General features: G+C 65.2%; 13 protein-coding genes. 6 read left to right on the top strand and 7 right to left on the bottom strand.

Annotation, left to right across the window (positions count from 1 at the left end):
* Both RBR29_RS06740 and RBR29_RS06735 read right to left on the bottom strand, forming a co-directional pair.
* On the bottom strand, nt 1-880 hold an 880-nt coding region (locus RBR29_RS06740; RefSeq protein ID WP_320348197.1), incomplete at its 3' end, for a TPM domain-containing protein.
* Complete coding sequence (locus RBR29_RS06735) at nt 877-1,491, bottom strand: LemA family protein (RefSeq protein ID WP_320348196.1); 615 nt, start codon at nt 1,489-1,491, stop codon at nt 877-879. The genes RBR29_RS06735 and RBR29_RS06740, both read right to left, overlap by 4 nt.
* Nucleotides 1,492-1,691: 200 nt before the next feature.
* Between RBR29_RS06735 and RBR29_RS06730 the strand changes: the two genes are divergently transcribed.
* The 4 genes from RBR29_RS06730 to RBR29_RS06715 all read left to right on the top strand — a co-directional run bounded on the left by RBR29_RS06730 (nt 1,692) and on the right by RBR29_RS06715 (nt 6,191).
* Entirely contained in the window at nt 1,692-3,149 is a 1,458-nt protein-coding gene (locus RBR29_RS06730; RefSeq protein ID WP_320348195.1) for a DEAD/DEAH box helicase, read from the top strand.
* 28 nt (nt 3,150-3,177) lie between these two features.
* Entirely contained in the window at nt 3,178-3,810 is a 633-nt protein-coding gene (locus tag RBR29_RS06725) for a LysE family transporter (protein WP_320348194.1), read from the top strand.
* Nucleotides 3,811-3,844: 34 nt separating this feature from the next.
* Nucleotides 3,845-5,443: a peptide chain release factor 3 gene (locus RBR29_RS06720; protein ID WP_320348193.1), complete on the top strand. Its 1,599-nt coding sequence runs from the start codon at nt 3,845-3,847 to the stop codon at nt 5,441-5,443.
* 115 nt (nt 5,444-5,558) lie between these two features.
* Nucleotides 5,559-6,191, top strand: coding sequence for a hypothetical protein (locus tag RBR29_RS06715; RefSeq protein WP_320348192.1), 633 nt, complete (start codon nt 5,559-5,561; stop codon nt 6,189-6,191).
* A 30-nt stretch (nt 6,192-6,221) separates the two neighbouring features.
* Here RBR29_RS06715 and bfr read toward each other — a convergent pair whose 3' ends face one another.
* The 5 genes from bfr to RBR29_RS06690 all read right to left on the bottom strand — a co-directional run bounded on the left by bfr (nt 6,222) and on the right by RBR29_RS06690 (nt 10,688).
* Nucleotides 6,222-6,686 (bottom strand): bacterioferritin, encoded by a 465-nt coding sequence (bfr, locus tag RBR29_RS06710; RefSeq protein ID WP_320348191.1) that lies wholly within the window; start codon nt 6,684-6,686, stop codon nt 6,222-6,224.
* Nucleotides 6,687-6,804: 118 nt separating this feature from the next.
* Nucleotides 6,805-7,053 carry a (2Fe-2S)-binding protein gene (locus RBR29_RS06705; protein ID WP_320348198.1) on the bottom strand — a complete coding sequence of 83 codons (249 nt, stop codon included), beginning with the start codon at nt 7,051-7,053 and terminating at the stop codon, nt 6,805-6,807.
* 128 nt (nt 7,054-7,181) lie between these two features.
* Nucleotides 7,182-7,595, bottom strand: coding sequence for a DUF1850 domain-containing protein (locus tag RBR29_RS06700; RefSeq protein ID WP_320348190.1), 414 nt, complete (start codon nt 7,593-7,595; stop codon nt 7,182-7,184).
* Entirely contained in the window at nt 7,595-9,613 is a 2,019-nt protein-coding gene (locus RBR29_RS06695) for a TRAP transporter permease (protein ID WP_320348189.1), read from the bottom strand. The genes RBR29_RS06700 and RBR29_RS06695 overlap by 1 nt, the downstream gene beginning before the upstream one ends.
* Nucleotides 9,614-9,728: 115 nt before the next feature.
* Entirely contained in the window at nt 9,729-10,688 is a 960-nt protein-coding gene (locus RBR29_RS06690; RefSeq protein ID WP_320348188.1) for a TAXI family TRAP transporter solute-binding subunit, read from the bottom strand.
* 208 nt (nt 10,689-10,896) lie between these two features.
* On the opposite strand from RBR29_RS06690, the gene RBR29_RS06685 reads away from it, so the two are divergent.
* Complete coding sequence (locus RBR29_RS06685) at nt 10,897-12,345, top strand: chloride channel protein (RefSeq protein WP_320348187.1); 1,449 nt, start codon at nt 10,897-10,899, stop codon at nt 12,343-12,345.
* The coding region (locus RBR29_RS06680; RefSeq protein ID WP_320348186.1) for a sodium:proton antiporter at nt 12,329-13,525 on the top strand (1,197 nt) is incomplete at its 3' end. The genes RBR29_RS06685 and RBR29_RS06680, both read left to right, overlap by 17 nt.

Here is a 13,525-nt window from a genome sequence, read left to right as displayed (position 1 = left end):
CACCGCCAAAGCCGCCCCCGCCGCCAAAGCCTCCGCCGAAACCGCCGTCTCCCCGGCCGGTGCCTCGACGTTTGCGACCGCGCGCCAGCCGGTCGGGGATGTGCAGCACTTTGCCCAGGATCCCCAGCGCCAGTCCAGCCAGCGCGCCGAGACCGGCCCACAGCAGGCTTTCGGTCAGCACGAACACGAAGCCCCCCATCAGCAGGGCGCCGATGAGCGGTGTCGTCACCAGGGCGAAGAAGGTCAGGGGCAGAAACATCACGCGCTCGTCGAGCACGTCGCTCTCGTTCGATGGCTGGGTGGGGGGCGGCAGTGGTTCGCCAGCGATCAGGCCGATCAGGGCCGAGACCCCGGCCTGCACCCCGCCATAGGCATCGCCTTCGGCCAGGCGCGGCGCGATCCGTTCACGGATGATCCGCCCGGCATCCACATCCGTCACGGCGCCTTCGAGGCCGTAGCCGACTTCGATGCGCAGGTGGCGGTCCTGCATGGCCAACAGCAGCAGCACACCGTCGTCGATGTCTTTTCGCCCCATGGCCCATTGGTCGAAGACCCGGCGCGCGTATTGCTCGATGGTCTCGCCCCCGGTGGTGGGCACCAGCAGGACGAAGAGCTGCGAGCCGTGCGTGGTTTCCAGGGTGCGGACCTGTTCCGTCAATGCCCCGACCTGTGCCGGTGTCAGGATGCCGGTCTGGTCCATGACCGGCCCGGTCCAGGCCGGCACGGCGATGGGGGTGCCGGTATCCGGTGCGCTCCGGGCGGCCTGGGATGCAGTGGCCGGCGACAGGGATCCGTCTGCGGCCAGGGTCGGCGCTGCGTTGATGCCTGCCAGGATTCCCAGTGTCAGCAGGCCGCCCGCCAGTGCGCGGCGCACGTTCATTTGCCTTGTCCCTGGGGCAGGTCGAATTTCACTTCAGGGTCGCGCATGACCTCGTCGGCCTTGTCCAGGCCGTATTGGGCCTTGGGCTGGTAGCCGAATATCCGCGCCGTGATCAGGGTGGGAAACTGGCGGATCGTCAGGTTGTAGGATTGCACCGCGCCGACATAGCGTTCGCGCGCCACGGAGATGCGGTTTTCCGTGCCTTCGAGTTGTGTCATCAGGTCGCGGAACAGGCCGTCGCTTTTGAGTTGCGGGTAGTTTTCCGAGACCGCCAGCAGGCGGGACAGGCTGGAGGACAGGGCCCCCTGGGCCTGTTCGAAGCGGGCCATCAGGGCCGGGTCGTCGAGATCGTCGGCGCTGATGCGGATCTGGCCGACCCGGGCGCGTGCGTCCGTGACCTGTTGCAGCACGGTGCGCTCATTGACCATGTAGGCATTGACCGAAGAAACCAGCTTGGGCACCAGATCGGCACGGCGCTCGTATTGGTTCAGGACCTGGGACCAGGCGGCCTTGACCTGCTCGTCCTGGCGCTGGATTTCGTTGTAGCCGCAGCCCGAAAGCAGCAGCGTCAGGGCTGCCAGCGCAGCCAGGTTCAGATATCGTTGGAACATCCGGGCCTCTCGTGTGTTGCCCTTTGAAGGGCGGAAGTCACGTTATAATAACTGGCTTTGCGCGGCCAGCCAGTCGCCGCGCGACGTCTTTCGGTCCCCCGGCGCGCATCCGCGCCGCTGCGGCACCCTTCAGTCTTCATGCGTCAGCCTCGATTGGTATCGCTCGGTTCGAGCGATAGGCAGTCGCAGGAGTCATTTTCTTGGATACTTCGATTACCTTTGCCTCGCTCGGCTTGGCGGAACCCCTGTTGCGTGCCGTCCATGATGCGGGCTACACGCACCCCACGCCGATTCAGGCCCAGGCCATCCCGCGCGTCCTGGAAGGCGGCGACCTGTTGGCCGCGGCCCAGACCGGGACGGGCAAGACGGCCGGCTTCACCCTGCCGATTCTGCATTACCTGTTGAGCCACCCCGCTGCCGCTGCGCGTCCGGGCCGCCCTCGCGTGCTGGTCCTGACCCCGACGCGTGAGCTGACCGCGCAGGTGGAAGAATCCGTGCGTCTTTACGGCAAGCACACGTCCGTGCGTTCCATGGTGATGTTCGGCGGGGTCAACATCAATCCCCAGATCGCCGCGTTGAAGAAACCGGTGGACATCCTGGTGGCCACCCCGGGCCGCCTGCTGGACCATGCGCAGCAAAAGACGCTGGACCTGTCCGGTGTCGAGATCCTGGTGCTGGACGAAGCCGACCGCATGCTGGACATGGGTTTCATCCACGATATCCGCCGTGTGCTCAAGCTGCTGCCGGCCAAACGCCAGAACCTGTTGTTTTCCGCCACTTTTTCCGACGAGATCCGCAGTCTGGCCCAGGGCATCCTGCACAATCCGGGCGAAGTCTCCGTGGCCCGGCGCAATACCACGTCCGAACTGGTCAGCCAGCGGGTGGTGATGACCGACCAGGCGCACAAGCGCGATCTGCTCAGCCACATCATCCGTGAAAGCGGCTGGCACCAGGTGCTGGTGTTCACGCGGACCAAGCATGGCGCCAATCGCCTGGCCGAAAAACTGGTGAAAGATGGCCTGACTGCGGCCGCCATCCACGGCAACAAGAGCCAGGCCGCGCGCACCAAGGCCCTGGCCGGCTTCAAGGACGGCAAGGTAGCGGTGCTGGTGGCCACCGACATTGCCGCCCGCGGCCTGGACATCGATCAACTGCCGCAGGTGGTCAATTTCGAACTGCCCAACGTGCCCGAGGACTATGTGCACCGCATCGGCCGTACAGGCCGTGCCGGCAGCGCCGGCAGTGCGCTGTCGCTGGTGGATACGTCCGAAGTCAAGCTGCTGCGCGCCATCGAGCGCCTGACCAGGCAGACCATCGAGCCGATCACTGTGGAAGGCTGGAATCCGGCTTCCATGGTGACGGCCGATTCCGCGCCCGATGCCCGGGAAAAACGCGCAATGGCGCGCTTGCAGGGCGAAGGCTTTGGCCGTGCGGGGGGTGGCCGGCGCACTGACAACGGACGGCGGGACGGCGCTGGCCGCGATGGCCGCCGGTCGGATGCCGCTGCGGCTGACCGCCGTTCCGGCCCGGACGCCCGCCGCAATGGTGGACGTGCCCCGGGTGGGCGGCCTGCGCGTGACGGCGGCGCGCCCCAGGCAGTGCGCCGGGATGCGCGCCCAGGCACATCGGGTCGCCCCGCCTTGCTGCGCAAGGATTGACCCGCCCGCCGGCGCATCGGAGTTCTGCATGGCCCTGTCCATCTGGCTGGCTTTTTTCACCGCATCCTGGGCGATTTCATTTTCGCCCGGTCCCGGGGCGCTGTGCGCCATGGCCTCGGGGCTGAAATACGGCTTTCGCCACAGCGTCTGGACCCTCGTCGGCCTGCAGGCCGGCATTATCTGCCAGATGTTCATCGTGGCCCTGGGCGTCGGTGCCCTGCTGGCCACGTCCGAATGGGCCTTCACGGTCGTCAAATGGATCGGCGCGGCCTATCTGGTGTATCTTGGCGTGCGCCAGTTTCGCACTGATGCCGCGCCTGTGGTGGTCGAGGCCCGCCCGCCGAAAAGCGCGCATCCGGTGCGCGACCAGTTGCTGCGCGGCTACCTGGTGAATATCACCAATCCCAAAGGCACCATGTTCCTGCTGGCCGTGGTGCCGCAATTCCTGGACCTGAACCGGCCGCTGTCGATGCAGTATTTCCTGATCGGCGCCACGCTGTGCTTCACCGATCTGGTGGCCATGAGTTGCTATACTTCGCTGGCTTCGCGCATCTTGCGAATGCTGCGCAAGCCGGGCCACATCCGCTGGCTGAATCGCAGTTTCGGATCGATGTTCATCCTGGCTGGCACCGTTCTGGCCTCTTTCAGTCACAAGCACTGAAGCCGATCATCCCGCAGCCCCACCCGACCTTCTCATGAGCCTGACCGACGAAGTCGCCCGCCGACGTACTTTTGCCATTATTTCCCACCCCGATGCCGGGAAGACGACGCTGACTGAAAAGCTGCTGCTGTTTGCAGGGGCCATTCAGATCGCCGGCAGCGTCAAGGCGCGCAAGGCCAGCCGGCATGCCGCGTCCGATTGGATGGAAATCGAAAAGCAACGGGGTATTTCGGTGGCGTCCTCGGTGATGCAGATGGAATACCGTGACTGCGTCATCAATCTGCTGGACACCCCGGGTCACCAGGATTTCTCGGAAGACACCTATCGGGTGCTGACCGCCGTGGACGCGGCGCTGATGGTGATCGACGCGGCCAATGGTGTCGAACCTCAGACCATCCGCCTGTTGCAGGTCTGCCGCGCCCGCAATACGCCCATCATCACGTTCATCAACAAGCTCGATCGTGAAGTGCGTGAACCACTGGACCTGCTCTCCGAGATCGAAGGCCACCTGGGCATGGATGCGATCCCGTTTTCCTGGCCTGTGGGCATGGGGCGCCATTTTGGCGGGGTCTTCGATCTGCGTCATGGTCGGATGCGGGTCTTCCGGCCCGGTGCCGAGCGTCATCGGGACGATGACGAGACCATTGAAGGCTTGGACAATCCGGCACTGGCGGCGCGTTTCGGTGATGCCTATGCCAAGGCCCGCGAGGAGATCGAGCTGATCACCGGGGCCATGCCGGCCTTCGATCATGCGGCGTTCCTGGATGGTCGCCAGACGCCGGTGTTCTTCGGTTCGGCCATCAATAATTTCGGTGTGCGCGAGGTCCTGGATGCCCTGGTCGAACTGGCGCCCGCGCCCGGCCCGCGGGCCGCGCTGGAGCGCAGCGTGCAGCCTGCAGAGCCCAAGTTCACTGGCGTGGTGTTCAAGGTCCAGGCCAATATGGACCCGGCGCACCGCGACCGGGTGGCCTTCGTGCGCGTCAGTTCCGGCAGGTTCGAACGCGGCATGCGCCTGAAGGTCGCCCGCAACGGCAAGGAAATCCGCCCGAACAACGTCGTGTCTTTCCTGTCCCAGCGGCGCGAGATCGTCGAGGAGGCCTACGCTGGGGACATCATCGGCATCCCCAACCATGGCATCCTGCAGCTGGGCGATGTGCTCTCCGAAGGCGAATCCCTGACTTTTACGGGCTTGCCGTTCTTTGCGCCGGAATTGTTCCAGGCGGTCGAGGTCAAGGATCCCCTGCGCACCAAGCAGTTGCGCACCGGCCTGACACAGCTGGGCGAAGAAGGCGCGATCCAGGTGTTTCGCCCCGAGGCGGCCGGGGGGGCGCTGCTGCTGGGGGCCGTGGGCCAGCTCCAGTTCGAGGTGGTCGCCCACCGCCTGAAAACCGAGTATGGCGTGGATGCCCGCCTGATGCCGGCGCGTTACAGTCTGGCGCGCTGGATCACCAGCTCCGATCCCAAGGCCCTGAAGAAATTCATGGATGCCAACGCCGCCAACATTGCCTATGACGTCGTGGATGCCGTGGCCTTTCTGGCCAGTTCGCCCGCGCAGTTGCGGGTTGCCCAGGAACGCTACCCCGACATCGAATTCCACACCATGCGCGAACACGCCGGACGGGTTTTCGCATGAACCCTGTTCGCTGCTGGGCCAGCCTGCGGCAAACCTGGACACAAGCCGTATCCAGGCCGGCCGGAAGCATCCTATACAATGCAGGAACCGCATCGATAGACGAGGCGACCCGTTCATGTCCTGGCGTCTGATTTTCGTTGTTCTGTTGCTGGCCGCAGGCGCATCTGCCTGGGGTGGCCTGCAGCTGGGCGACTGGTTGATTGCGCATGGGCCGGCGCAGATCCAGATGCCGAAACCACACCCCGAACTGGACCAGGCTGTCGTGCTGGATGCCAATGGCAAGCCCTATGTCGCGTCTGCCCCGCAGGTGTTGCCCGACGGCCGCCAGGGCGTGCCGGAACTGGCGCCACCCGTCGATTGGCGGATCCAGCAGGATTCCCTGCTGGACGCTGGCCGGCCGATCGCCTTGGCGACCACTACGATTTCCATGGACGAGGCCATCGAACTGGCGTCCCGGAATCAACTGGGCGACGGCTTGCAGGGTATTGCGCAGTTCGGCAGCCTGGGCGGCAGTCAGGTGATCCAGCCGATCGACGTGACGACTGCCCCGCCGCCCCCGCCGACGGCCCAGACGGCCGAGGCCGATGGCCAGTGGCAGGCGGCCTTCCAGGCGGAACTCAAGGCCTGCGAGTCGCTGGGGTTTTTTTCCAGGCCTTCGTGCGCCTGGGCGGCGCGCAACAAATACTGCGAACCTCACGCGGCCTGGGGCCGTGTCGCCGGCTGTCCCGCGAAAAAATCGGGTTTCTGATCCGGTCCCGGGCCGGACTGGGCAGGGGGGTTACAGCTGGGACTGCAGGTAATTCTGCAATCCGATCTGCTCGATCAGGCCGATCTGTGTTTCCAGCCAGTCGATGTGTTCTTCTGTGTCGTTCAAGATGGTCAGGAACAGGTCCCGCGAGGCGAAATCCTGCACGGATTCGCAGTAGGCCATGGCTTCCTTGACCGTGGCCTGGGCGGTGGTTTCCAGTTTCAGGTCGCAGGCCAGGATTTCGGGCACGCTTTCGCCGACCAGCAGTTTGTGCAGATCTTGCAGGTTCGGCAAGCCGTCGAGCATGAAGATGCGTTCGATCAGCAGATCGGCGTGTTTCATTTCGCCGATGGATTCCTTGTATTCGTGTTCGCCCAGCGCGGTAAAGCCCCAGTGGCGCAGCATGCGCGCGTGCAGGAAATACTGATTGATGGCCGAGAGTTCGTTTTTCAGCTGCTGGTTCAGATAGCGGATGACGGTTTTGTCGCCTTTCATGGCCTGTGTCTCCTTGGTGCGCGGCCCGAGCGGAATTGGACAGGTCGCGAAAAACAAGGCTAGCACGACCCGCGCGCCCGGGGAACCAGGGGCACGGCAAGGAAGATGCGGCTTGGATTCAGGCGACGTGGCGCTGCGCGATGCGTGACAGCACCGTGACTTCGACCGGCCCAGTCAGCCCGCTGGCGGTGCCGACATCGGCCGCATAACGACCGCCTGGCAGATATTCCACCGCTGTGTCGGCACAATGGCCGCAGCAGGTCGCCACGCCCAACTGGGCCTGGAGATCGCCCAGATCCTGCGCACCCTGGGCGATGGCATCCTGGACCTGGCGTTCGCTGATCGCATTGCATACACAAATATACATGAGAATGATTATCATGTTTTCATTGCGGAATGACAAGACCTGAACGGCATCCGGCACAGTCCATCCTGCGCGGCGTCACCCGTCCGGCTGGTCAGGTTGCCGGAATGTGACGGGTTTTGGCGTATCGGTCAGGGATTCCGGCAGGGTCGCAGCAGGGTCACGTCGCCATCGGTCGGCATGATGGCCCGCAGAGGTACGCAATGCCCGCCGGCGCACCAATCGTAGTCGGCCACGTAGGGCGAGCGCGTCAGCCGCAGTTCGTCCAGCGGTCGGATATGCGGCTGGTAGACGTACCAGCCGTCGGGGCGAAGCACGGCGTCCGGCGGCGGCTCCATGCCCGCGCCAGAACCCCGGATTCGCGCCTGTCCCGGGATCAGGGTCGGGCGGTCGTCCGGGTCGGCCTGGACGGTGTAGTCCTCTTCCCAGCGGATTTTTTCGATCGAATGGGTCCAGGCCAGGGTGAAGGCCCGGACCGGGACGAAGCGCGGCGGTACCTGGGGCGCCGCCGCCAGGCTCAGGCAGACGCCCAGGGCGCCCAGCATCAGGCAGCCGTTTGCGCCGCGCGTGCGCGGCGACTGCGGGCCACGTGCCACACCAGGAAGAGCGCCGTGGCGGCAAAGCCGATGTCATCGGTCAGCGGGACTGCGGCCACCAGCAGGGCGGCTGCTGCGATGATGTAGAGCCGTTCGAACCAGTTCAGCGCCGTCAGCAGGAAGCCGGTGATGCCAGCGGCCCACAAGGTGATGGCAAGCAGGGCCTTGAAGACGATGTAGGCCACGTCCAGCGCGTCGCCGCCCTGTAGCATCAAGGCCGGCGCATAGACGGCCATGTAGGGCACCACGAAACCGGCCACGGCCACGCGCAGCGCCTGGATGCTGATCTTCAGCCCGTTTTCGCGGGCGATGGGCGCAGCGGCAAAGGCCGCCAGCGCCACCGGCGGGGTCAGGTCGGCCATGATGCCGAAATAGAACACGAACATGTGCGAGATGATCAGCGGCACACCCAGTTTCAGCAGAATGGGCGCGGCCAGGGAACTGGTGATGATGTAGTTCGGGATCGTCGGGATGCCCATGCCCAGCACCAGGCAGGTGATCATGGTCAGGAACAGGGCCAGGAACAGGTTGCTCTCGCCGATGGCGATGACCTGGCCGCCGAATTCGGCGGCCACGCCCGTCAGGTTGATGATGCCGATGATGACTCCTACCAGCGCGCAGGCTGCGGCGACCGACAGCGCGTTGCGTGCGCCCTCGGCCAGGGAATTCAGGGCCAGTCGCAGGGTGTCGCGCCCGTGTTTGCGCACCAGCAGCACGGCGGTCAGTGCGGCGATGATGACAAAGAAGTCGGTCACGCCGAACTGGATGAAGCCTGCGCAGGCGATGCCCAGCAGCAGCCAGAATACGTAGCGCAGGACGGGTTGCGAGGCGCCCTGGATGACAGCGGCGCCGAAGATCAGGATCACCGTCAGGCCCAGGCCGATGGTGCCCGAGAACAGGGGGGTGTAGCCGGAGAACAGCAGCGCCACCAGACCGATCAGGGGCAGCAGCAGGTACCAGCGGTCGCGCACGGCTTTCCAGGGGTCGGGGCAGTCTTCCTTGGCCAGGCCGTGCAGGCCGCGCCGGCCGGCTTCCAGGTGCACCGAGATGAAGGCGGTGGTGAAATACAGGATGGCGGGGATGAGGGCGGCCTTGACGACTTCCACGTAGGGGATGTTGAGCGTTTCGGCCATGATGAAGGCGACTGCGCCCATCACCGGCGGCATGATCTGCCCGCCCATGCTGGAGGTGGCTTCGACCCCGCCGGCGAAGGCCGGGGAATAGCCGAAGCGTTTCATCAGCGGGATGGTGAACTGGCCGGTGGTCACGACGTTGGCCACGCCCGAGCCGTTGATGGTACCCATCAGGCCGGAGCTGACGACGGAGACCTTGGCCGGGCCGCCGCGCGTGTGACCGACCGTACCCATCGAGAAGTCGCTGAACAGTTGGATCATGCCCGCCTGTTCCAGGAACGCCCCGAACAGGATGAACAGATAGATGTAGGTCGATGACACGTAGGTGGGCGTGCCGTAGATGCCTTCCACCCCGAAGCTCAGGGTGCCGACGATCTGGTCGAAACCATAGCCCCGGTGCATGAAGGGGCCGGGAATGTATTGGCCGAACAGGCCGTAGGCCAGGAACAGGCCGCAGATGATCGGCAGGGCCCAGCCCATCATGCGGCGGGTGGCCTCGAAGACCAGCAGGATGGTGATGATGCCTACGACCATGTCGGCGTCGGTCATCTGGCCGGCGCGTGCCGTCAGGTCGGATTCATAGATCCAGTGGTACAGGCTGAGAACGAAGCCCAGGCCGCCCAGGGCCCAGCCCAGCGCCCGGTTCGCGCGGCTGCCGCTTGAATACAGGGAAAAAACCATCAACAGCACGAAGCCGACGTGGATGCAGCGAACCACCTGGCTGGACAGCGGGCTGTAGGCTGCCGTCCAGATCTGGAAACAGGAAAAGATCACGGCGATCCAGAAGATGCTGCGCGGCAGCGGCTGGGCGGCGGTGTCGTGGGGAGAACTCATGGGTGCAGACCAGGGTACTGAAAGGGCGGTTCAGACGCAGGTCGGAACCGCCCGGAGGCAAATGGACCGTTCCGGTGGCTCCGGTTCAGACTGGAGCCGCCGGAATCGTGCGGCATCATTGAATCAGGCCGACTTCCTTGTAGTAGCGCTCGGCGCCCGGGTGCAGCGGGACCGGCATGCCTTTCATGGCATGGTCAAGCTCGATCGACTTGGCCGCATTGTGGGCGGATTTCAGGGTGTCGAGCTGTTCGTAGAAGACCTTGGTCATCTGGTAGACCAGGTCGTCAGGCACCGTCGAGGCAGTCACCAGGAAATTGGGCACGGCTGCGGTGGGCATGTCTTCCGTCTGGCCTTCATAGGTGCCGGCGGGGATGGTAGCCGCCTGATAGGCGGCATTGCCGATCTTTTCGATGACGTCGGCCGGGATGGGCACGATGACGATCTTGACCGAGGTCGCCAGGTCGCGGATCGAGGACACCCCCAGGCCGGCGGACTGCAGGGTCACGTCCAGTTGGCGGTTTTTCATCAGTTCGACGGATTCGCCGAAGGGCAGGTATTCGACCTTGTCGAAATCGTCGTAGGACAGGCCGGCGGCCTTGAGGACGGCGCGGGCGTTCAGTTCGGTGCCGGAGCGGGCGGCGCCCACCGAGATGCGCTTGCCTTTCAGGTCGGCCAGGGTCCTGATGCCGGAATCGGCGTTGGCGACGATCTGGATGTAGTTGTTGTAGGTAGCCGTCATGCCGCGCAGATTTTTCAAGGGAGCCTTGAAACCGGCCTCGGCGCTGCCTGTGTAGGCGTCCGACACAGTATCGGCCAGCGCGAACGCCAGTTCGCCACGACCGGCCTGCAGCAGGTTCATGTTTTCGGCCGAAGCCTTGGAGACCTGTGCGGTGGATTTGGCGTCGGGGATGTGCTTGTTGTAGATCTGGGACAGCGCCACGCCCAGCGGATAGTAGACTCCGCTTTGCCCGCCGGTCAGGATGTTGATGAACTTGGTGTCTGCCTGCGCGGGAGCGGCGGCGATGGCAGCGGTGACCGCCATGGCGCACGCGGCCAGCCATTTCGTGATGGGCATGGTGGGTTCCTCTTCAATTTCGATAGGGAGAGATCCTGAATAGTAGCAAGGGTCGGCCCGCGCACCACTCGGTAATCACCCTAGAAAAGACAGGGTATTTCCAGCATTCGGCCGGGGGTGGCATGGGCCGGAAGCGCATGGAGGGGCAGCGGCCTCGGCTATACTGCCGCAGATCAGGCCCGTCCCGGGCGCGCTTGTCGTCCGCTCAATGAAACTGCCCTCCGCGCCCCGAATCGATCTGCTGGAACCCGCCGTGATGCTCGCGACGGTGTTGCAATGGCTGATCCTGGCTTCTCTGACCGGGCTGGTGGTCGGCACCGGCACCAGCCTGTTCCTGCACGCGCTGTTCTTTGCGACCGGACACACCCAGGCCATGCCCGTGTGGGCCTATTGGCTGCTGCTGCCCCTGGCGGGCCTGGCCAACGGCCTGCTGATGGGCCATGCGCGCCGCCGCCTGGCGGCCTGCGGCCTGAAGGATTCCATCTTCGCTGCCGTGTACGAACAGGGTGGGCGCATGCCCTGGCGGACTCTGTGGATCAAGCCGGTGGCGGCCATCATTACCCTGGCCAGCGGGGGTTCGGCCGGCAAGGAAGGCCCATGCTCGCACCTGGGGGCGTCCCTGGGGGCGGTGATCGGTCAGCTGTTCAGGCTGAACACCGATCTGCGCCAGCGCATCGTGGCCTGCGGCGTCAGCGCCGGCTTTGCCAGCGTGTTCGGCACGCCGATCGCCGGCGCCCTGTACGGGGTGGAGATGCTGGTCATCGGGCGCATCCGCCACGATTTTCTGTTTCCTGCGCTGATCGCCGGGGTGACCTCGTACCAGGTCAGCAAGGCCCTGGGCATTCCCTACGAGCACTACGCGGTCGAGGTGCTGCCGGTGTTTTCCGAGTCGTTGTTTCTGCGCACCATCCTGGTCGGCATGCTGTGCGGGCTGGTGGCGCGCGTGTTCGTGGACCTGATCCGTGTGGTGCGCCACGCCTGCCAACGATGGCAGGCTCGCTGGGGGGTGTGGCCGCCGCTGATGCCGATGGCGGGTGGCCTGGTGCTGGCGCTGCTGGTGTCCACGGCCATCCCGACGGACTACCTGGGCCTGAGCCTGCCGCTCATGGACCGGGCCCTGATGGGCGAAGCCATGCCCTACACGGGTTTCCTCTGGAAGACGATCCTGGTGGCGGTGACCTTGGGGTCCGGGTTCTACGGCGGCATCGTCACGCCCCAGTTCGTCATCGGTGCGGTGGCGGGCAACGCCTTTGCGCACCTGTTCGGCATCAGCCCCGCCCTGGGGGCTGCTGTGGGACTGGTGTCGGTGGTGGCTGCCGCGTCGAACACGCCGTTGGCCGCCATCCTGATGGGGGTGGAGTTGTTCGGCGGTGCGGTCGGTACGCTGTATGCGGCCGGTGCGGCCATCGCTGCCTACCTGATCATCGGTCACCGCAGTGTCTATCCGGACCAGCGCCTGGGGTATGCCAAATCGTCCTGGATACGGGTCAGGCCCGACATTCCGGTCGGCCAGGAAAAAACCCACTTGTCCTATGGCCTGCTCAAGACCTGGCGTCAGATGCGGACGCGGGGCTGGCGAGTCTGGCCGAAGGCCGGGCGGCGCGTCGGTGATGGGCGGGCTGTTGATGGAGAAACGCGAGATGATGCACAGCCCTGAACTGATGCTGGCCGGCATCGGCATGGCGGCCATGGGCGCCCAGTGGCTGGCCTGGCGCCTGCGGGTGCCGGCCATTCTGTTTCTGTTGCTGGCGGGCATCGCCATGGGGCCTTTTGCCGGCTGGCTGGAACCGGATGCGCTGTTCGGCGACCTGCTGTTTCCCATCGTGTCCTTGTCGGTGGCCGTGATCCTGTTCGAAGGCAGCCTGACGCTGGAATTCCACCAGACACGCGGGCTGGAGCGGGTGGTGCGGCGGCTGGTGATGGGTGGCACGCTGATCGCCTGGGCAGTGGCGGCGGTGGCGGTGCATGTCTTTCTGGATTTCCCCTGGGACCTGGCCGTCCTGTTCGGGGCCATCACGGTCGTGACCGGGCCGACCGTCATCGCGCCGTTGCTCAAGACCGTGCGCCCCGTAGCGCCCGTGGCGCAGGCCCTGCGCTGGGAGGGGATTCTGATCGATCCGATTGGCGCGCTGCTGGCGGTCGTGTCCTACGACCTGATGGTGGCGCTGCGCATGACCCGCGACTGGGGCCATGCCTTGTGGGTCTTTGGCGCTACCCTGGTCGTGGGCCTGTGCGTCGGAGTCGTGGCCGGCTGGCTATTGAGCGTGCTGCTGCGGCGGAACTGGGTGCCGGATTCCCTGGTCAATCTGTCGGTGCTGGCTTGGGTGTTTGGCGCGTTTGCCTTGTCCAATGCCCTGGAGCATGAATCCGGCCTGCTGGCCGTGACCATCATGGGCCTCTGGCTGGCGAACCAGCCGGGTGCGCCGGTGCGCGACATCCTGGAATTCAAGGAAACGCTCAGTCAGATCCTGCTGTCAGCGCTGTTCATTCTGCTGGCGGCGCGTGTGGCGCCCAGCCAGCTGCTCGATCTGGGCTGGCCCGCGCTGGCGGTACTGGTGGCCATGCTGTGGGTCGGGCGGCCGCTGAAGGTGCTGTTTTCGACCTGGGGGTCGGGGCTGAACTGGCGCGAACGCAGCCTGCTGGCCTGGATCGCACCGCGCGGCATCGTGGCGGCAGCGGTGTCGGCGCTGTTTGCCCTGCGCCTGGAAAAGATGGACGTGCCGCACGCCGACCGGCTGTTGCCGATGACCTTTCTGCTGATCATCGGCACGGTCATCTGGCAGAGCCTGACTGCGCGGCCCATGGCGCGCTTGCTCAGGGTGGCCGAACCGGACCGG

Source organism: Castellaniella sp. (genome assembly GCF_034007085.1).
In the GTDB taxonomy this organism is placed as follows: Bacteria; Pseudomonadota; Gammaproteobacteria; order Burkholderiales; family Burkholderiaceae_B; genus Castellaniella.
This window is presented reverse-complemented; position numbering and strand designations above follow the sequence as displayed.

What these genes read in the sequence shown, in the direction of transcription:
- RBR29_RS06735 (WP_320348196.1), bottom strand. Translation starts at nt 1,491, where the DNA reads ATGTTCCAACGATATCTGAACCTGGCTGCGCTGGCAGCCCTGACGCTG.
- RBR29_RS06725 (WP_320348194.1), top strand. Translation starts at nt 3,178, where the DNA reads ATGGCCCTGTCCATCTGGCTGGCTTTTTTCACCGCATCCTGGGCGATT.
- RBR29_RS06720 (WP_320348193.1), top strand. Translation starts at nt 3,845, where the DNA reads ATGAGCCTGACCGACGAAGTCGCCCGCCGACGTACTTTTGCCATTATT.
- RBR29_RS06715 (WP_320348192.1), top strand. Translation starts at nt 5,559, where the DNA reads ATGTCCTGGCGTCTGATTTTCGTTGTTCTGTTGCTGGCCGCAGGCGCA.
- bfr (WP_320348191.1), bottom strand. Translation starts at nt 6,686, where the DNA reads ATGAAAGGCGACAAAACCGTCATCCGCTATCTGAACCAGCAGCTGAAA.
- RBR29_RS06705 (WP_320348198.1), bottom strand. Translation starts at nt 7,053, where the DNA reads ATGTATATTTGTGTATGCAATGCGATCAGCGAACGCCAGGTCCAGGAT.
- RBR29_RS06700 (WP_320348190.1), bottom strand. Translation starts at nt 7,595, where the DNA reads ATGCTGGGCGCCCTGGGCGTCTGCCTGAGCCTGGCGGCGGCGCCCCAG.
- RBR29_RS06695 (WP_320348189.1), bottom strand. Translation starts at nt 9,613, where the DNA reads ATGAGTTCTCCCCACGACACCGCCGCCCAGCCGCTGCCGCGCAGCATC.
- RBR29_RS06690 (WP_320348188.1), bottom strand. Translation starts at nt 10,688, where the DNA reads ATGCCCATCACGAAATGGCTGGCCGCGTGCGCCATGGCGGTCACCGCT.
- RBR29_RS06685 (WP_320348187.1), top strand. Translation starts at nt 10,897, where the DNA reads ATGAAACTGCCCTCCGCGCCCCGAATCGATCTGCTGGAACCCGCCGTG.